The sequence below is a fragment of the Microcystis sp. M015S2 genome, assembly GCF_020245945.1.
Classification (GTDB): domain Bacteria; phylum Cyanobacteriota; class Cyanobacteriia; order Cyanobacteriales; family Microcystaceae; genus Microcystis.
Genome location: NZ_JADBTX010000131.1, coordinates 1 through 18,722, shown reverse-complemented (window position 1 = coordinate 18,722; position 18,722 = coordinate 1). Strand labels below are relative to the sequence as shown.

17 protein-coding genes and 1 pseudogene are annotated in these 18,722 nt (G+C 41.1%); 5 read left to right on the top strand and 13 right to left on the bottom strand.

The annotated features are described in order from the left end of the window. Positions 1 to 14: 14 nt before the first annotated feature. From IM473_RS21170 to IM473_RS21160, 3 genes are all read right to left on the bottom strand, one after another. Entirely contained in the window at positions 15 to 635 is a 621-nt protein-coding gene (locus IM473_RS21170; RefSeq protein WP_287657329.1) for a chorismate lyase, read from the bottom strand. A gap of 148 nt (positions 636 to 783) precedes the next feature. After that, entirely contained in the window at positions 784 to 1,080 is a 297-nt protein-coding gene (locus IM473_RS21165; RefSeq protein ID WP_287657328.1) for a glutathione S-transferase, read from the bottom strand. Further along, positions 1,081 to 1,740: a glutathione S-transferase family protein gene (locus tag IM473_RS21160; RefSeq protein WP_287657327.1), complete on the bottom strand. Its 660-nt coding sequence runs from the start codon at positions 1,738 to 1,740 to the stop codon at positions 1,081 to 1,083. It abuts the gene before it with no gap. A 137-nt stretch (positions 1,741 to 1,877) separates the two neighbouring features. Here IM473_RS21160 and lepB point away from each other — a divergent pair, with 137 nt between their 5' ends. Then, the gene (lepB, locus tag IM473_RS21155; protein WP_287657325.1) at positions 1,878 to 2,975 is read left to right on the top strand and encodes a signal peptidase I; all 1,098 of its coding nucleotides are present in this window, start codon (positions 1,878 to 1,880) and stop codon (positions 2,973 to 2,975) included. Between the two features lie 101 nt (positions 2,976 to 3,076). Here the strand turns inward: lepB and IM473_RS21150 are convergent, their stop codons facing one another. From IM473_RS21150 to IM473_RS21125, 7 genes are all read right to left on the bottom strand, one after another. After that, positions 3,077 to 3,367 carry a circadian clock KaiB family protein gene (locus tag IM473_RS21150; protein ID WP_002752661.1) on the bottom strand — a complete coding sequence of 97 codons (291 nt, stop codon included), beginning with the start codon at positions 3,365 to 3,367 and terminating at the stop codon, positions 3,077 to 3,079. Then, the gene (locus tag IM473_RS21145; protein ID WP_287657324.1) at positions 3,364 to 4,230 is read right to left on the bottom strand and encodes a response regulator; all 867 of its coding nucleotides are present in this window, start codon (positions 4,228 to 4,230) and stop codon (positions 3,364 to 3,366) included. The genes IM473_RS21150 and IM473_RS21145 overlap by 4 nt, the downstream gene beginning before the upstream one ends. Positions 4,231 to 4,478: 248 nt before the next feature. Continuing rightward, positions 4,479 to 6,680, bottom strand: coding sequence for a PhoX family protein (locus IM473_RS21140; protein ID WP_287657323.1), 2,202 nt, complete (start codon positions 6,678 to 6,680; stop codon positions 4,479 to 4,481). Between the two features lie 356 nt (positions 6,681 to 7,036). Next, entirely contained in the window at positions 7,037 to 7,720 is a 684-nt protein-coding gene (locus tag IM473_RS21135; protein WP_287657322.1) for an N-acetylmannosamine-6-phosphate 2-epimerase, read from the bottom strand. Between the two features lie 243 nt (positions 7,721 to 7,963). Next, positions 7,964 to 8,473 carry an inorganic diphosphatase gene (locus IM473_RS21130; protein ID WP_002760578.1) on the bottom strand — a complete coding sequence of 170 codons (510 nt, stop codon included), beginning with the start codon at positions 8,471 to 8,473 and terminating at the stop codon, positions 7,964 to 7,966. A gap of 161 nt (positions 8,474 to 8,634) precedes the next feature. Beyond that, positions 8,635 to 8,829, bottom strand: coding sequence for a TLTLP motif-containing protein (locus IM473_RS22805; protein WP_012267246.1), 195 nt, complete (start codon positions 8,827 to 8,829; stop codon positions 8,635 to 8,637). Between the two features lie 914 nt (positions 8,830 to 9,743). After that, a complete protein-coding gene (locus IM473_RS21125; protein WP_151696636.1) occupies positions 9,744 to 10,922 on the bottom strand; it encodes an AI-2E family transporter in 1,179 nt (392 codons plus the stop codon). A gap of 467 nt (positions 10,923 to 11,389) precedes the next feature. Here IM473_RS21125 and IM473_RS21120 point away from each other — a divergent pair. From IM473_RS21120 to IM473_RS21105, 4 genes and pseudogenes are all read left to right on the top strand, one after another. Continuing rightward, positions 11,390 to 12,638: pseudogene (locus IM473_RS21120) on the top strand (ISNCY family transposase). A gap of 414 nt (positions 12,639 to 13,052) precedes the next feature. Continuing rightward, positions 13,053 to 13,376 carry a type II toxin-antitoxin system PrlF family antitoxin gene (locus IM473_RS21115; RefSeq protein WP_287657320.1) on the top strand — a complete coding sequence of 108 codons (324 nt, stop codon included), beginning with the start codon at positions 13,053 to 13,055 and terminating at the stop codon, positions 13,374 to 13,376. A 75-nt stretch (positions 13,377 to 13,451) separates the two neighbouring features. Beyond that, on the top strand, positions 13,452 to 14,084 hold the full coding sequence (locus IM473_RS21110; RefSeq protein WP_002794745.1) for a VWA domain-containing protein: 633 nt from the start codon (positions 13,452 to 13,454) through the stop codon (positions 14,082 to 14,084). Positions 14,085 to 14,099: 15 nt separating this feature from the next. After that, entirely contained in the window at positions 14,100 to 16,823 is a 2,724-nt protein-coding gene (locus IM473_RS21105; protein ID WP_287657319.1) for a dynamin family protein, read from the top strand. Positions 16,824 to 17,252: 429 nt separating this feature from the next. Here IM473_RS21105 and IM473_RS21095 read toward each other — a convergent pair whose 3' ends face one another. From IM473_RS21095 to IM473_RS21085, 3 genes are all read right to left on the bottom strand, one after another. Beyond that, positions 17,253 to 17,741, bottom strand: a complete 489-nt coding sequence (locus IM473_RS21095) for a PIN domain-containing protein (RefSeq protein WP_159292464.1) — start codon at positions 17,739 to 17,741, stop codon at positions 17,253 to 17,255. After that, positions 17,734 to 17,985: a UPF0175 family protein gene (locus IM473_RS21090; RefSeq protein WP_002764591.1), complete on the bottom strand. Its 252-nt coding sequence runs from the start codon at positions 17,983 to 17,985 to the stop codon at positions 17,734 to 17,736. Before IM473_RS21090 ends, IM473_RS21095 begins: the two co-directional genes overlap by 8 nt. A 263-nt stretch (positions 17,986 to 18,248) precedes the next feature. Then, the coding region (locus IM473_RS21085) for a PEP-CTERM sorting domain-containing protein (RefSeq protein WP_287657317.1) at positions 18,249 to 18,722 on the bottom strand (474 nt) is incomplete at its 5' end.

The window sequence follows — 18,722 nt, the reverse complement described above, 5'->3', positions numbered from 1 at the left end:
AATATCTACGGCAGTTAACCTAACTGATCAATTCTCATTTCGCCGAGGTATTTACGGAGATAGGGAGAAAAAACCTCGTAAATCAGGGTAAGGGGTTGGCGAGCGTGCCAAAATAGGTAATGACGACCCCAAAATGCTCCTTTTTCCCCAAAAGCCATTTCTAATTCCGGGGAATGACCGTAATAAAGTCCCTGCACATCGCGATACAATTCCGTGTGCAGCCGCGAGAGACTTTCCCAAATCGGTAGGGAACGATTTTCCAGATATTCGTCCACTTGATTGGCAGACCACCAAGAAGCGGCATAGGCTAACCTTTGACCACTAGCTGTGCGTAACCAGACTTGACGACGCAATCTCGGCCCTGGAATCAGGCTAATTTTCATCGGTGCGCCATCCTCATCATCGCCGATGGGGGACATATCGATCACATCCACTTCCGTTTTTTCACCGGTTAAAAGTTGTAAATGACGGGTGGGAGAACCATCACCGAGAATTAAAATCTGCCAAGGGGGCGCGAGTTGGCTATGGGGTAAACCTTGTTTAACATCGGTTTCGTCTCCTTGCCAGAGAGGGGACAGGGAGTACCAAGGAGGATTAAGCAGGGGCTTTTCTTGGGGGCGGAGGATAGCAGTCAAGGTTTGTTACAAAACTTTATGATTTTTTCATTAATGATAACACGGGATTTTTGTCTGCTGGCGATAAAAGCGATCGCCTTGCCCTAATCCTCTCTAATTTTTCGGTTAGCATAGGCACTCTTGCCAAAGGAGATTGACTATTTTTATTTTAACGATAGAAAGGTATCAATATCTGGAGGAGTTTTTGTAATCTTCTCAGGGCAATTAATTGTCGAATCTTGGGATTAATTGGGGGGGGATAAATGCTGGTGGCTAATTGTTCTTCTAGTAAGGCATATTCTGCCGCAGTTAGGGGTTGATTATCAAGGGGCGAGCGAGCCGAAGTGATAATTTCTGCTCGTAAAACTTCTTCGGGAATATCTTCAGGAGAGGGCAAAGCAAGGGCTTTTAGGGGCGATAAGAAACCGATCGAGATGAGGATAATAATTTTGATCGTTCGCTGCATTTAATTTAAACCGGGGGGCAATTTTTCTCGACACTGTTGATGAATTTCCCCGATTCTAGCAAACAACCAGGGATATTTTTGACGATAACTGGGAATTAGAGCCAGAGGACTGAGTAGGGCAGTGGCGGCAATGTCGGCTACACTTAATTTATCTGCCACCAAATAGGGCTGATTTTGCCAATATTCTAGAATCTTGAGGGCATTTTCTAGGCGCTCCTCCGCTAGTTTTACCCTGGCTGGGGTGATTTTATATTGTTGTCGCACGATATTAATAATTATTTGACTACTCAGGGAAGGATCGATCGCTTTTCCCTCTCCAGCGCGATAATTATAATAGACAAATCTCGTCGCTACTCCAATACTTTCATCTAACCAATCCTCTAGTAACCAAGCTTGATTTTTCTCCTTTTCCCCAGCGGGAATAAAAGAGGGGACAGGAACTACTTTTTCTAAATATTTTAAAATGGCAGTAGAATCGGCAATAATCTCATCTGCTGCCATTAAAACGGGGACAGTGGTTAACCCTTTAGTTAGGGGACTGAGTTTGAGAATATGTAGTCCGGGGGTGAGATTTTCTACTTGGTAATCAATCCCCTTATAACCTAGGGCTAAACGAGCTTTGCGACAGTAATGAGATGTGCTAAATTGAAGTAAAAGCATTAAGTGTTGTTGGTTGCTATAGTAGTTATTAGTTATCAGATTTGAGTTTTAAGTTCACTGTTCACTGTTTACTGTTTTCGGTTAACTGTTTACTGTTTACTGAGCAGTGTTTACTGAATTGGCAATAGGTCTATACTATGAGCAAACCCCCCCTTTTTTCGGCTGTTTCCCCTGCTTATGCGACTAATTCACCAGCAAAAGATCCCTGGTTAGCTGTCAATCTCTCGATGTTTTTCCCCGGTTTGGGACAATGGTATGCTAACAAAAACCAAAAAGCAACCATTTGGGCGATCGCTCAAGTAATATTAATAATTGTGACAATTTGGTCAATTTTTAGCCCCAATGGCCGTGTAAGCTGGGGATTAGGGGGAATAGTTGCTCTGATTATCGTTTACATTAGCAATATTTTTGACGCTCACTGGACTGTTTATGATTCCGGACAGAATAACAGCTTAGAGAAAATTCCCCGTCAACAAAAAAACCCATGGTTTGCCGTCTTCGCTAACCGGATTATGCCAGGTTTGGGGCAATTGTACGCTGATAAGGTGAGATTAGGGATAATTTTTCTGACTATATCCCAGATTAGCCTGAAAATGGATCATTTTTTGGCCAATATCCTCTTTCTTACCCCTTTAGTTACAGTGATCGCTATTTATCATGTTTACCACACTTTCCCTGATCAATTCCACCCCCATCGTCACACCTATCGTTCCATTTTGGCACTGATGGTGGGAGTGATTTTTACTTGGGGAATTATCTGTAATTATTTTCCCAATTGGTTACATCAAAAAATAGAATTTTTCCAGATTCCGAGCGAATCCATGCTACCTACCCTCGCAGTAGGTGATCGCATTTTCGTCAGTCAATCTGGTAATTATCAAGCAAAAAGAGGCGATATAATTGTTTTTAGAACTCCCGAAAAAATTAGGCAACTAGATCCTAAGTCTGGAGATTTTTTTATTAAACGAGTCATCGCTATTGCCGGAGATACCATTGAAATCCGCCGGGGTAAAGTTTATCTCAACCGGCAAGTTATCGAGGAACTCTACACCGCCGAGTTAGCCAATTATGAAATGGAATTTGTGACTGTACCCCCAAAAACCCTGTTTGTTTTGGGAGATAATCGTAACCATAGTTTTGATTCCCGTGATTGGGGTTTTTTGTCGGAAAGTTATATCGTTGGTCAAGCCTATAAAGTTTACTGGCCTCTCGATCGTGTTCAGTCTTTGCTATGATGGGGATGACTATTGATTTTCAGCTATCTTCAAGGGATAATTTTAATCCTACCTACTTATTAGCGAGGAAAAACCTAACCAGAAGAATTTTTAGGTAAACCCTAATTGAGATGGGAGTCTTTGGGAATAACATCCAAACCGAGGAGAACCTTTTGGGTATTGGACATATCGCCGATAATTCTTTGTAGGGGTGGGGGAAGTTGTTTGACTAAAGTAGGAGTTACGAGAATTTTATCCTGTTCCGCTAATTGCGGCTGTTCGAGAACATCAATTATTTCTACCGTATAAAGATCGGATAACTCCTCGCGACAGATACGAAAAATATTGGCGATCGCCCTCTGGGATTTACTTGAATCACCCATAATGTAGAGTTTGAGAAGATATTGACTCATGATTGCGTGTTATTGAACAGTTTAATGTTGCTGAGACCGATATAGTATTTACGATAGAAAGAGACGAGATAACCCATCAATTCCAGGACCATGAGACGACCTTCGCTAACGTAGGCCTGCGCTTTGGCCAGGGTGACATCCTGATTTTTTTTGCGTAGGGTGGTGGTATGAATGTCCACCACATCGCGAGGACTAGCTTTTAAGAATCCTAACTTATCGGCCAAGCTTCGCAGTCGTTCCGATAGATTATGTTCCACTTTGTATGCTTGTTCTTCTAAAGCTAAATCTAATAAATCTCCGTAATTTTGAACTAATTCTTGAAAAATATCGGGGATACTCTGCCTGATTGCCTCAGAACCGAACATTTTCGCCGTGATGCTAGTTTGTCCTCCCTTGATTAACTGTTCCAGTTCGCGAAATTCTTCTTCCTGTTGTTGATGTTTAAGATTGAGGATATATTGCTGACGCTCGATCGCCACACGAATTTGATAGACTAAAAGACTACTATCGATATTATTTAACTGAATATAACCATCAGCACCCAGTTGAAAGGCTTTAACGACTAATTTCTCATCATTGCTAGTAGTTTGAACCACTATCGGTATATGAGAGGCTAATTCTCTGGTTTTGACTAGAATATTTAAGCCGGGGGGGACAGAGATTTCCAAGCTTAAGAGGATGAGATCAAATTTCTCCCCTGCCAGTTTTTCGGCAGTTTCCTCTAGATCCTGAGCTTGGGTGAGGGTAAAAGTCAACCCCCTGGCCAGGGAACATTGGGGGGCCTTTAACAGCAATCTCTGGATTAATTTAACAGTCGTCGGCTCATCCTCTATCAATAAAATTCTACAGAGATCCCTAGTCATTGTTAATCGATCGCTAAAATTATCTTTTTTCCCCCTACTTTCATAGTAAGCCCATCTTTGGGAAACTCAAGGACAAAATCACAATAGCTCTCCAGCAAAAGTGAGATTTTAATGGCGAACTTGCTCTTAAAGTCCTTAATTTAAAGATTTTTCCCGAAAAAGATCGCTTTTCTACTCCAAGGAAACAATCTATTTCTTTTTTCTCCCCAGTTCCCCACTTCATAATTCATAATTCATAATTCCCTCTCCTATTTTGACTCAATTCGGCGAATTGCCACCACTGCCGGCCGGGGAGGTTGATTAACTTGACCACTGGGCCAATTCGACCCTAGGGGTACTTGTCGTATTTGTTCAAATTCCTGCCCATTAGTAGTTTTCAGGGCAAATTTTCGGTTTTCAAAGGCCAAATCCTGACGAATTCCCCCCGCTTCCCCCGGATGTTGTACTGCCGAAAATAACGTCTCTTGGTCGGGAGTAAAGTACAATCCCGTTAATTCCGCATCCATGGGAGCGATAGCAAAAGGATAGGGATGCTCTTGACCCTTGGCAAACACCCAAGCGCTATTATTGCCAAAAATACCCAATAAATCCCGTTGACTAACCGGGACCCCTTGGGGATAACGAGTTTTCATCTCTCGATTTAACCCACCCGTGGAAATATCGCTAACCATCCAGAGATTTCCCTGTTTATCGAAAGCGAGGTTATCGGGATTAGAAAAACCCTCACCCTTCTCTGTCGGTTCCCCTCCATAAGCGACCACATCCCAACGAAAACTTAAGGAAGCAGCATCGTTATTATCTTCCCTTAAGCTGATAATCCAACCAAATTCGTAGGGTATTTCGCCATTTGGCCCCTTAAATATCTCCCTATCGGCTCCTCCCTCCGCTTCACTGGGACTACCAGAGGTAAAGGTCATATATAAAGTGCCATTCTCGTCCACTTCCGTATCTTCTGGCCGACCAGTACAAGTGATCCCAACGGCGTTAGCGGCAAAATGAGCATCGATGAGAATTGCTCCCTGTTTTTCCGTCCCATTACCTTCATACAGGTCTGCGAGGGTCTTATATTTAGATTTGTAGGCCAGAATCTCCTCATCGTCCTTAAATAGCAGTAATTTAGTCTCATTGACCGTTCTTTCGGGATTTGGCAAAGCTACCACCCCATCCCCGCGACTAGCGGCAATTTGACTCGGTAGGACGGGATTTATCTCCGTGTCGGGATTTAATGGTATCCAATAACCAGTTTTATCGGGGTTGAATTTGGCCCCGTAGAGCATTCCTTTTTCTAGGAGTTTTGAGTTATTTTTCTGCTTAATATCGCTAATTTTGCCTTCCGAAACGAATTTATAGACATGACCGCCTCTGCGATCGCATCCTGAATAAACCGCCAAGGATTGCCCCGTCCGAGCGAGAAAAGCGACTGCTTCATGGCGAAAACGCCCTAACCAAGTGTGTTTTGTGCCGTAATCGTCGGGATTGGCCGGATCCACCTCCACCATCCAACCGTATTTATTCCCAGCTAACCCAAAAACGTTACCCCGGCCATCCACTTCCCCACTATTGAGAATAAAGGGGGTCGTATCGGGATGCAAAGAGGAACCATCTTTTAGCACTACCTCGGTCACTTGGTCTTGAAAGTTTTCCTCGGCACTAAATACCGTTCCCCAAGGAGTTGTTCCCCCGGCGCAATTTTGCAACGTTCCGATAATTTTTGCCCCTAATCCGTCATCGTAGCCAAGTTTATCGGTTTTGGTAAAAATTGCTACAGCAGGACCGGTCGCTTTTAGGTAGCGACCGTCTTTTAGTCCAGAAATACCGGTAATGCGGCGATCGGCTTTACTATAGGTACGTTGCCATTTTCCCGTTTGATCTTTAGCTAAGGAAATTACGCCAATTCCCTGATCAATTAAGCCTTCTAGGGATATTTCCTCGATTTTTGCCTTTAAGCTGGCATCTTGCAGGTGATAGGCGGCAATTTCACCCTTTTCGTTCGTTTTTTCCCGTACTTCCTTGACGGGTAGGGTTTTACCGATCACTTGTTCAAAGGTTTGTAGCCAAGTACGACCACTGATATATTCAAAATTAACGGTTAGATAACCTTGACCCGGACTGGTTTCGATAAAAGATAGATAATCATTGTTATAACCGAAGCGGGAATCACCCACTTTATCTCCCCACTGCGCTACCACATCATAGGTGAATCCTTGCGGAAGAACGAGATCATCTAGGACTGTATAGGTTTGATAGGTACTTTTTTGGCTTTCATCGCTCATACCGTCAATTTTTAAGGGAATCGGCAGTTTGACTGGGGCAAAGTTGAAGCCGAAACTATTAGCAGCGATCGCAGGACTGCTAATCAGAGAGGAATATTTTTTCTCTTGCAGACTGAAAAAAGAGACACCGGCAGTGGCAGTTAAAAAGGTGAGGAAATTACGGCGAGAAATACTCATATTTTCGGAAATAAAGTCAAAACTGATACTCGGACTTTGATTAGGTTAAATTTTATTACAGACCCTTGACATAGGGATTATACAGTACCCAAGTTATGACTAAGTTAACAGCCAGTTAAAAGTAATCAGTAATCAGTAAACAGTAATCGGTGAAAAGACAGTAGAAAACTGCCATAATCAGTAATCAGTAATCAGTGAAAAGACAGCAGAAAACTGCCATTTAATACTGCTCACTTAATCCATACTGCACACTTAAAACTCAAATCTGATAACTGATAACTGATAACTGAATAATCGCTTTGTTTGTCGCTATTTTTAGGAGGTGCAGCTAAACTTTTTGGGGTTTTTCCCTCCCATTAGTCCTTTGATAAAATTCCTTGTAAAAAAGCGGTAGTTTTTAAATCAATCCCGGTAATTGCCGTGCCAACAACTACCGAATATGCACCAACTTCTAGGGCTTTTTTAGCTTCTGTTGGCGTCGATATTCCTCCTTCACAGATAACAGGAACTGACAACTTATTAACTAATTCTTCTAGGAAAGAAAAACTTGGCGGTGGCAGATGTTTAGTGGCTTCTGTGTAACCGTAAAGAGTTGTACCGACAATATCAGCACCGGCTGCCACGGCATAAATAGCACTTTCGATCGAGTCTATATCTGCCATGACTAATTTACCAGTTTCCCGATGAATACGATCGATAATTGTGGCTAAATTTTCATCCTTAGGACGCTTTCTCGGGGTAGCATCCAAGGCAATTATATCGGCACCCGCATCGGCAATGGCGAGAGCATCTTGATATTTGGGAGTAATATATACCGAACAATCGCGATAATTGCGTTTCCAGAGTCCAATTATCGGTATATCCGGCAATTGTTGACGGGTAGCTTTCAGATGAGCGGGACTATCAATTCTGACCCCACAAGCACCCCTATCCACACAAGCATGAGCCATGGCGGCAATAATTACAGGATCGTGCAGAGATGACTCCACTGGTGCTTGACAGGAGACGATTAAACCCGATTTTAAGGTTTCTATTCGCATAAATTGGGAAGTGGGGAAGTGGGGAAGTGGGGAAGTGGGGATGTGGGGAAGTAGGGATGTGGGAAGTGGGAAGTGGGGAAGTGGGGAAGTGGGGAAGTGGGGATGTGGGGAAGTGGGAAGTGGGGGAATTTCAACTAAAACCCTAAAACCTCAACACCCTAAACCCCTAAATCCCTATCATCCTATCTCTCGACTCCTGAATTCTGACTCCTAACCCCACCAACAAACTTTTTGCCGCAAACCTTACTTATAAGCAGCAATACACTGTTCAACTAAAGCGGTTACTGCGTCCACATCTTTCCAACCGAGAATTTCTGTGACTTTTTTCTCTAGATTCTTATAGGTTTTGAAAAACTCGGCGATTTCCTCCAAGCGATGGGGAGAGACATCTTTGAGAGATTTTACCTCAGCATAACGAGGATCTTTAGCGGGAACACAGAGAATTTTTTCATCGCGATCACCACCATCGATCATTTCTAACATACCAATAGGACGCGCCGTAATCACACAGCCGGGGAAAGTAGGCTGATCCATGATCACCATACCATCTAAAGGATCGCCGTCATCGGCGAGGGTATTGGGAACAAAACCATAATCACAGGGATATTGTACCGAAGAATAGAGAACGCGATCGAGAGCAAAGGCGTTTAAATCCTTATCAAACTCGTATTTATTCTTACTGCCGGCGGTAATTTCCACTAAAACGTTAATTAAACCGGGTTTCGGTTGGGCAGGAATGCGCGATAAATCCACAAGCTTTCTCCAAATACAAGACAATAGCGCCTTTAGAGTCACCTAAAAGCGCAAGCAAAATTAAAACACACTTTGATCAACTCCGATCCAAATTTTACCCATAAGGGGGATCGGGACGAAGAAAAAAATTTTTATTTTGGCAATCGTCTATCTCAATTCTGTCACCTCATTTGCCTCGTTAGGGAGTAGGATGTGTTACCGGTAAGGGGTTCTTCGGTATAGTTAGGCGTGGAGTTATATCCAATCGCTAACAAGGGTAACGTTAGGGTCAGAATTGCGATCATGGTTCCGAGTAAGTTGGCCCACCTATGACTAGGAGGTTCGGAAGTCTTCCCTGACGGGTTGCTTGATTCCATAAAGGGGTCGTGTTGAACTCGACAAGTAAAGAATACGAGAGATATATAGAGCAGTCAGCTATCGGCTTTTAGCTTTTAGCAAATTACTGCTATTTTTTTGCCTTTGGGCTTGGTTAACGTCTCGTGAGCAAGCGAAACATTAACAGCAATATTTTCCCTACTAATTATATTTTACCCATTTTTTTCCAGGAGTTCCCTCTGATACTTTTCTTGACGATCTCTCCAGATCATGGTCTGTTGGTGTTCATCCCTGTTACCTTGTGGGTACAAGCATTGCCTAGCCTAGATTAGTTGTTCTCTAGCTTAGATCAAAACGGCTTCCTTATCTGATTGCGAACTGAGCTTATACTAAATCCAGTTATTAAAGACTGATTATCTATTCCTCCTTTTGCCTTTTGACTCTTGCCTCTTGCCTATCCTCATAAGTAGCCTATACTCAACGTATTTAGTATTATTTACTAGCTCAATCCACAAAAAAAATGTCTGAAAGGCTTAAACCTTAAGCGATCCAAACATTTTTTCATTGCAATCGGAGGGTGATATTGACTTTATGTCTTAACTTCGAGCTTACGATAGAAACCTGGCTGTTAATGTAGCCTATTTAACCAAAATATCGATTTTTTGCTTATTTACCGGGATAGACAATGACCCGTTCTTAAAATTATCTCAGTTTAGAGATAATTGGTTAGCTAATCTCCCAATAAGCCAGGCCGCAGAGACCAGCAAGACATCTTCAGGCCTTCATTTGTCCTTTCCGGGCATGGACGGCGATCAGGACAAGTGGAGTTAATCTACCAATATTTACATCATAACTCGATCGAGGGAGAAAAACCAAGAACCTGTGAGAAAATTGCCGATTTATCCCGGTCAATATTACTGTTCAGATCGCCCTAGATGATGCCGTCAGTCATTCTTCAGCGAGAAACCACCTCGCTAGAGGATTCTGATTCTAGGGGGAGAGAGGGTTTAATTATCCCGTGTTTTGTCTCCTCTGGTGTCACTTGACGGATCACCTCCAAAGCTTCCTTGATCATTACTGCCATGGGAACCGCGACAATCACCCCCAGTAAACCGCCCACTCGCGCCCCCGTCAAGACCGAAACCAACACCCAAAAGGGATTTAACCCGGTGACACTGCCCAAAATTCGGGGAGCAATGCCGTTTTCGACAATTTGCTGCACCACTACAGCTACGGCTAAAACTTGCAGAGCTAAACCAATATCCCGCAAAGCTAGTAAAGCTGTCACTGTGACAATGCCGACAGTTCCCCCAAAAGGGATTAAGGCCATGGTACCAATCAAGAGGCCGAATAGAAGACCAAAAGGGACTTTAATCGATAAAAATGCCGTGACTAATCCCAGGGCCATGCAGGTGGCACAAATCACCTGTCCGACAAAGTAATTCTGAAAACTTAAGCGTAGGGTTAGAGAAAAGGGTTGTTGGACGGGTTTGGGCAACCATTGGATAATACTCCTCCAGATATCGGGACTGTGGAGAAGTAGATAAAAGGTGAGGATAATGGTTAGCAGCACATCAAGCACCCGCACCACGGTAAAAACCGTGAGATTAAGGGCTAAATTAACGCTTCTTCCCGCTAAAATTTGCAATTCTGCCCCTAAACGACTATTAAACTGAGCGATAACACCATCGAAACTGATCGGAATCGGTAGATTCATCGTGTCGATTTTGGTATCTAGTTGCATCAGTTGGCGCTGTCCCGAGTCTAACCATTCTGGCAATCTATTGACAAATTGCTGCGCTTGGGTGAAGACTAAGGGAACTAGGGTGATTCCCACGGCCACAAAAATTAAAATCGTGATCAGGGAAACCACGATCGCAGCTAAACCCCGTTTTAATCCCTGACGTTCCAACCAAGTCACCGGATAACCCAAGAGAAAAGATAGAACGGCCGCTATCAGTAAAATAACAAATAAAGATTCAAAATAGCCAAAAATTGCCGATAATGCCCAGGCATTCAGAACTATAAGTGGTGCAGCTAGAGCAATCACCAGTAAGCGGGATAAGGAATTCAGGGATTGCCACCACGTCTGAACCCAATTGCGTTTCGGGGGAACGACTTTAACTTCCACCATGAAGCCTCTTAAAGGGTTTGTTTCAATACTTGTATTCTGACAGATCGAAGCCGAACCCGCTAACTCAACCCGGGGAAGTGGGGTGATGGGGTGTGGGATGCTGACAGGTTTAGGTTTACTACAACAACCTTATGGGTGTAACGGGGCATCCTGCCGACATTTAAGGTGAACGGCTCCGTTAGGCTGTAGATCTAGTCACTCCACAGCAATTCTCATTTTAAAAAGTAACAAGTGATACAGACAGAAACAAAGCTTTAAGCAAACTACAAAATGCGCTCCCGCGAGTGCGACTGCATCGCAGAGAAGTGAGTATATAGAGTATTTATACTCAAAATATTTGAAAGATGGGAGAAATCTAGAACAAAAGTTCTCTACATCAGAAAGAGAACCAAATAAAAATTGATGATTGTTGTCTGTTGAGGTAAAATTATTAAGTTGGAAATATTAATTAATCAAACTGTTCTGCGATGACGAAAAAGGCTGTGACTTTAGAAATTCCTGAATTAATACAATTTTTAGTTCAAGAATTACATGACTTACCCGATGACAGAAAACCAGGAAACAATACCAAATATCAGGTAGAAGATGCAGTTAAGGCGGCTTTTTCGGTTTTTTTTACTCAGTCACCTTCTTTTTTAGAGCATCAACGTTTGATGAAAAGTAGTAAGGGAAAAGATAATGCTTCAAGTTTATTTGGTATCAAAAAAATACCTTGTGATAATCAAATCAGAAACCTGTTAGAGCCTATCCCAGCTGCCACAATATTTGGCTCTTTTCAACAAGTCTATGAATGGTTAAAAAAACAGGGAGTTATTAAAAAATTTTTCTACTTAGATGAGGAAATTTTAATAGCTTTAGATGGTACGGAATATTTTTCTTCAAAGAAAATTAGTTGTCCCCATTGTAATTGCCGCAATCCTCGTAATGGAACGACAACTTATTTTCATGGTTGCGTCACGCCAATTGTGGTTTCTCCTGAGCAAAAACAAGTGATTAATTTAGAACCAGAATTTATTAAAAAACAAGATGGGCAGCAAAAACAAGATTGTGAAAATGCGGCTGTTAAAAGATGGTTAGATAAGAATCATCAAAAGAAGTATGGTTATCCTGTAACCCTGTTAGGAGATGACTTATACTCTCGCCAACCTATCTGTGAGTTAGCTCTAAAACAAGGTTATAATTTTATTTTTGTTTGTCTTGAAACTTCTCATAAAACCTTATATGAATGGCTAGAATTTTTAGAAAAAAGTGGAGAAGTTAAAACCGTAGAAAAGAAACAATGGGATGGACGAAAGAATCTCATTTATCGTTATCGTTATGTTTCTAGAGTTCCTCTGAGAGAGGTCGAGTCAAGTCTCGAAGTTAATTGGTGTGAAGTCACGGTCATTAATGAAAAAACACAGAAAATTATCTATCAAAATAATTGGATTACCAATCATCAAATTACTGAAAATAATGTTGAAAAAATTGTCAAAGCTGGACGCAGCAGATGGAAAGTTGAGAATGAAGGAAATAACGTTCTTAAAAATCACGGTTATAATTTAGAACATAATTTTGGTCATGGTCAAAGTCATTTATGCGAGTTCTTGTTGTCTTTAAATTTACTAGCTTTTTTATTTCATACCGTTTTAGATTTAGTTAATCATACTTATCAAAAGATTCGTGAGTTATTAGTTACTCGCACCAGTTTTTTTAATGATATTCGTACTTTATTAAAATATTTTTGGTTTAAGAATTGGTCAGAGTTTTTCTTGTTTATTCTTACCGAATATGTCCCGCTCAAAAAAATAAATTCTAGTTAAAAATGTCAATTTTTCGAGAGAAGGAAAGATTATTTTATTCATTGAAAAAACCACAAATTAGGTCAGAATTTCAGCTAAATTTATGAGTTGAGATAAGTTTTTTATGGGCAGATATTTTAAAACTGTCTCTTGAAGCTAATTATGATGATTATCTTGAAAAAAAATGATAATTAGACAGAAGTTCTCTTGTTCACATAGAGAACTTTATCTTCTTTTGTTTTCAAAATGAGAATTGCTGGTCACTCCATACTTGACAAGACAATGCAGTTGCATTACCATCAAGAGCTAGTTTTTATGGACAAGCTTAGAGGTCGCTATAGCTGCAACGATGGCCCCATGCCCAGAATCCACTCTTACTGATCGCTATCAGACTACAATTCCCGATTCCGTTCGCAAAGCCCTTGGCTTGAATAAGCGCGATAAAATCTGCTACAACATACAGGCCGACGGTAAAGTATGGATTTCCAGGGCTGACGGAGCAGAAGAAAATGATCCAGTGCTTGGGAAATTTCTGAATTTTCTTGCCCAAGATATGGAACAGAACCCTCAACACATACAGGCAATTAGTTCTAACCTAGTCAATCATGTTCAATACTTGGTCTCTGGCGTTGATCTGGATCTTGATGCACCACTTCTGGATGAGGACGAATAAGGTTGTCTATAGATCAGCCGGATAGGTGCTAAGATAAGAGCAGGAGCAAAACTTTCAAATACAGGAGTGTATGCCATGCTTGAGGATCAGGATTCTATCTTGAAGGAGCGAGATTACACATTGATCATTGACAAAAGTGGAAGTATGTCAACTAAGGATCAGCAAGGCGGCAGAAGTAGATGGGATGTGATGCAGGAATCCACTTTTGCTCTAGTCACCAAGTGCGAAGAGTTTGATCCAGATGGAATTACTGTCTACTTCTTCTCATCTAAATTTAGACGCATTGAAAATGTTACTTCTAGTCAAGTTTCGCAATTATTTAAAGAAATCTCTCTTGTTGGTCGCACTGAGATGGCACTTGTTTTAGAAGACGCTCTACAAAACTATTTTCATCGAAAACAAGAGAAGCAAACCAAGCTAAATGGGGAAACAATACTCGTTATTACTGATGGGCAGCCCGACAATAAAAAAGCGGTTGCTGAAACGATCGTCAAAGCGACTCAGCAAATGGAAAAAGATGAGGAGTTAGCAATCTCTTTCATTCAAATCGGAAATGATCCTGATGCAACAAAGTTTCTTAAGTTGCTAGATGATGAATTAAAAGGTGCTGGAGCTAAGTTTGACATTGTGGATACAGTTACGATTGAAGATATAGAAGACGAGAACCTTTCATTGGTTGATGTTTTACTGAATGCAATTCTTGACTAACTACAGAGAGAAGCTATGCGTGAAATTGATGAATTATTCGACAAAGAAAATCCAGCGTCTCGGCCAAGAGATTCTCAGCCTGGAAAAGGTTCAGATGATCAATCTAATCTGGATTGGCAGAATTGGTTAAGTCGGTTTGGTAGTAGTTTAGGTGAAACTGAAGCAAGAAAACAGTTTGAGCGCTGGACAAAATTGCAAAGAAAATGTGCCGAACTGCAAAAAGTCCTTTCACAATATCAAAGTTTGGATCTATCTAAAGCCAAAACGCTTCTTGACAGAGCGGATAATGTCCTTCGGCAAGATCGGGATTACCAAGTCGTAGTGATTGGTGAAACAGGTGCTGGTAAGAGCAGCCTTCTGAACGCTCTTTTGCAAGAAAGACTGCTTCTGACTGGTGGTGGAGCAGCAATTACTGGCACAGCTATCTATGTCTATCCCAATCAAAACGTGGATTTTGACAAAGCTGAACTTTCTATCAGAACTCAAGATGAATTCAAACCGCTACTACTTGGTGTAGCTAGTCATTACCTTGATGAGCAAACAAGGGCTAGTTTGTTTGAAGATGAAGCGAGTATAACTGCTGCTAAAGTTATCGATCTAGCAACTAGTGAAGACATAGCTAAAAAGTTACCGGATAATTTTCCAATTGATGAACGACAACGTATTGTACATGAAATTTTAGACATTGCAAATACATGGCAGAAAATTGACACTATTAAAAAATCGATTAAAATAGAGTTTAAACTTCCAGAAGAGCAGGAAGAACTTAACACTTACTTAGAAGAAGGTGGTAGTCGAAATGGAAAGGACAATCCTCAAAGTCAAAGAGTGATTCCTGCCATCAAGTGTGCAAAGTACTATCTAAAGCGGAAAGATAACAGCTATTTGAATGGTAAAACATCTAGCAATGTTGTTTTTATTGATGTTCCTGGATCGGCAGCAAAAACTCTAAGACACACGGAGATTTTACGACAGGAACTTAAGAATGCTAATGCAGTAGTGTTTGTGGTTAATCCCGATAGACCTGCTGAAAAAGAAGGTACTTCTATCGCAAACCTACTAGTTCAGTACTTATTCAGTGGCTATACGGCTGAAGAAAAAAGCAAATTTGCTAATCGTGTATTCATTGTTGTAAATAAAGCCGATCAGATAAAGTCTGAGGAAGATGAAACTCGACTAAAAAAATCATTATCGGAACTCTGCGAGATTATTGGCGATACAAATTTACTGGAATCTAGATATTTTAGGATTGTCGCAGAAAAGTCAGTACTTGCTCTAATTCTTAGACAGAAGATCGAACTGACTGACAAGATTGGAAAGAACTTTTACGCAACTTTAGCAAAATGCCCCGTTGAAAATTTAGGAAAGGCCAATCCTAATAAGCTAGATGAGGAAAGTGGAATACCAAGTTTATTAAAAGAGCTGAATACATTCTTGAGTAAGGATCGTGTTAAGCTCATGCTTGATGAAGGAGAATTATTTTTAGAGAAGGCGGAAAACGATATCAAGCTAACCTGTCGTCAAATTCTTGGATTAGAGCATCAGGAAATTTCATCTGAACAACTAGATGGACTTGGATTGACAACGAAAGTTTTTTGCGATCAGACTCTAGAACAAGATCGAAAAGAACTAGAGAAAGCCAGGAAGGCTCTGATTGAGTTTGTGAAAGCTTGGATTGACAGTGAAGAGCATCAGGGAGACGTTTCAAGCAAAGTTACAAGCATCTTTACTAAATTAAAAGACTCTATCAAGGAGCCAGCTAAACGCTTGCTAGATCCAGAAGACAGAGATGGTGCTCTTCATATTACCCTCTCACACGTTACTGGCAAATCATATCCAAATGTTGATTCTCCATTTCTTTTGCTGTCAACTGAAGAAAAATTTCATCGGGCTGTTGAGGAAAATAGTAGAGATTTAGCCGACTACTATTTTCATAAATTCGATGACAAAGTTCGAGATATAAAAATCGGTGAGCTAATTGAACAGAAATCTTATGAGCAGAAATATATCAAAGAACTAGCTCTTGACAAAGAAATTCAAGAATCCAAGCAGCAGGTTTATGGGAATTTTCTAGCTATCTGTAAATGGGTTCTCATGTACGAACTGGTCAAAATGCCTATTGATTTACCTCTTAATCCGTCTGGGGATGATGTGAGTCATAACCTTTCAGTACAAGTATTTAAAGAAACATTCAGTGAAATTGCACCTGAGTTAGTTTCACTGGGTGGTGACGCAATTCAAAGTATGGTATGTGAAATTCTACCCTTACCTCTGAATAAGTTTACCAAAGTCTTTGCTCATTTAGTTAAGGAGAAAGTTGAAGAGCCCACTAATGAAGTTAGCGAGAAAAAGCCACCAAAACCCACAGAGAGCAAGCAAAATCTACCTGAAAAATTACTAGACAAGATAGATCTTGAAAAAAAAGTGGCTGAATATGGTAAGATTAACGATACAGAGAAATTAACTGAGCTTCTCCAAGAACAGTTTGCTTTTCGTTACAGCGTTGCTGTTAGTACGGCTTTGATTTATTTGGAAAGATTGTTTAGATATGAACTGGGGAAATATTACCAGAAATTAGGAGAAATCAACAATCGCCTAATCGGAATGCATCAGTCTGCTGTTAACTTGAATCATAAAGATATTCTAGAACAACTAGGTAAAAAACATACTGACATGAGCCAAAAGTTTGAAGATGCGTTAAACTGTTTGAAAAGGCTTTTGGAATTATCAACCATGTAAGTTTTGGGAAAGTGCAAATGCAGCCTAACAATCCTGTTGGAGCGGACTGTTTAGAGACCTCGGTTGTGTTGCTAAGGCTACTGGCATCCGCTCAACTGGAACGTTATACTGAATCAGTTTTTAATAGCATGATTAACTGCCAATCCAACTTGAAAAACCCGCTCCCTTCTCCCCACTGCTGTGACAAAAAACAACTATCCCCCGATAGCGATCGCAAAAGATTTGTGGTTCTTCGGTTTGTCTTATGCAAAGTACAGGATTATTAAGGAATGAAACTCTTATAGAGAAAGACATTTGGCGATTTTTGTCAATTGTTTTTGATCTAGAGCGAACTAATCAATTAAGTCTCTTGCCAGATAAGGATTTAGTCGATTTATGCCCCCCTATCGAACCATACCAAGTAACGAAGAGCCTTTTTTTTAAGCATACTTACTCTCCAGCTAATCGAAGAACATCATTGACAACTTTATCAGTTAGCCACATTCCTTGATGGCGTAACTTAGCAATAACGGGAGCAACAGAAGATAGATAGCCCTGCTGCTTCGCTTTAACTAAAACACCAAGCGTTCCTGAATATTTTAAGCGATATAAATTGGCAATACGTCGGGCTAATTGATCATCAAAAATCAGTAAACTACCTGGATTTTCTAATCCTAAAGCTAAGACCTCAGCTTCTCCTTGCCCTAAATCAATAATAGCCGGAATTAGACTGACTGATTTAACCAGAGTAATTGAAATCCATTCAATTGCCTGAATATTGGGAACATCAATTCCTTTATTTTTACCGATTGCTAATTCTTCGATTACTGCTGGAGGAGTCAAGATTTGAGAATACAAGCGTTGGAGCAATTCCAAGTAGCCCACTTGATGTAAGTACAGTAGAGGAGAGGTGTTGACAATGACTTGAGGATTAGGCATTGACAATATCTTGTTCCAATTGTTCAGTCGTTAAAGAAAAAGGGGAGACTTGATAACGCCCCAAAATAGTTAAAAATTCTACTCGTGACATTCCGGCTAATTGGGCTGCACGTCCTGAAGATAGTTTGTCAAGTTCAAAAAGTTTAACGGCTGCCAATATTTTTAATTCTCTTGATAGATTTTCAGGAGTTTCTTTGAGACTAATTAAGATTTCTTCAGGAATTTCAAGGGAAATAGTGCTCATTTTCTTTCTCTCTCAATAATTGTCTCTATTCTACACCAATAAAATTAGTCCTTCTCTGTGAGTAGAATCAGTAACGGGTTTCCCCTCTCCAGCCGACAGAATGAGCAGGTGCAGTCTATCTTGTCCTCAAGGGGTTGGAGACCAAGCCTCTACGGCTTTATGGCAACATAGGGGTAGCGGATTGGGGTTCAGGCTGGGGTGCAAATTTTAGTGAATAAAAAAGGCAAGCTCTATGCCTGCCCTTGTGGTTCTTGTAGAAATAACTATTGTTTATGTTTATGGGCTGATTTGCGTTTTAGTGTTGCACCGAGAGCTACTGCAATAGTTGTACCGAGGAGGGCTGAGGGTTCGGGAACGGGTGTACTGGAGTTGGGATCGAAGGAAAAGATCGTTCCCGCATCAGAAGTGCCACCACCCTGAGTTGTCCCATAAAAGAGACCATCAGTCCCCAAAGTCAGGCTAGCCGAGGAAAAAGCCCCATTAGCCCCGTCAAAACTGGCTAAAGAGGTGAGAACATTCCCCGTCGGGTTAAAAGAAAAGATTGTCCCATTATCAGAACTACCGCCAGAGTCAGTCGTCCCATAAAAGAAACCATCCGTCCCCAAGGAGAGACTGGCACTGGGATAAGCACCATTAATCACATCAAAACTGGCTAAAGAAGTCAGAACATTCCCCGTTGGGTTAAAGGAAAAAATCGTTCCCCTCCCAAAACTACCGTCGTATTGAGTTGTCCCATA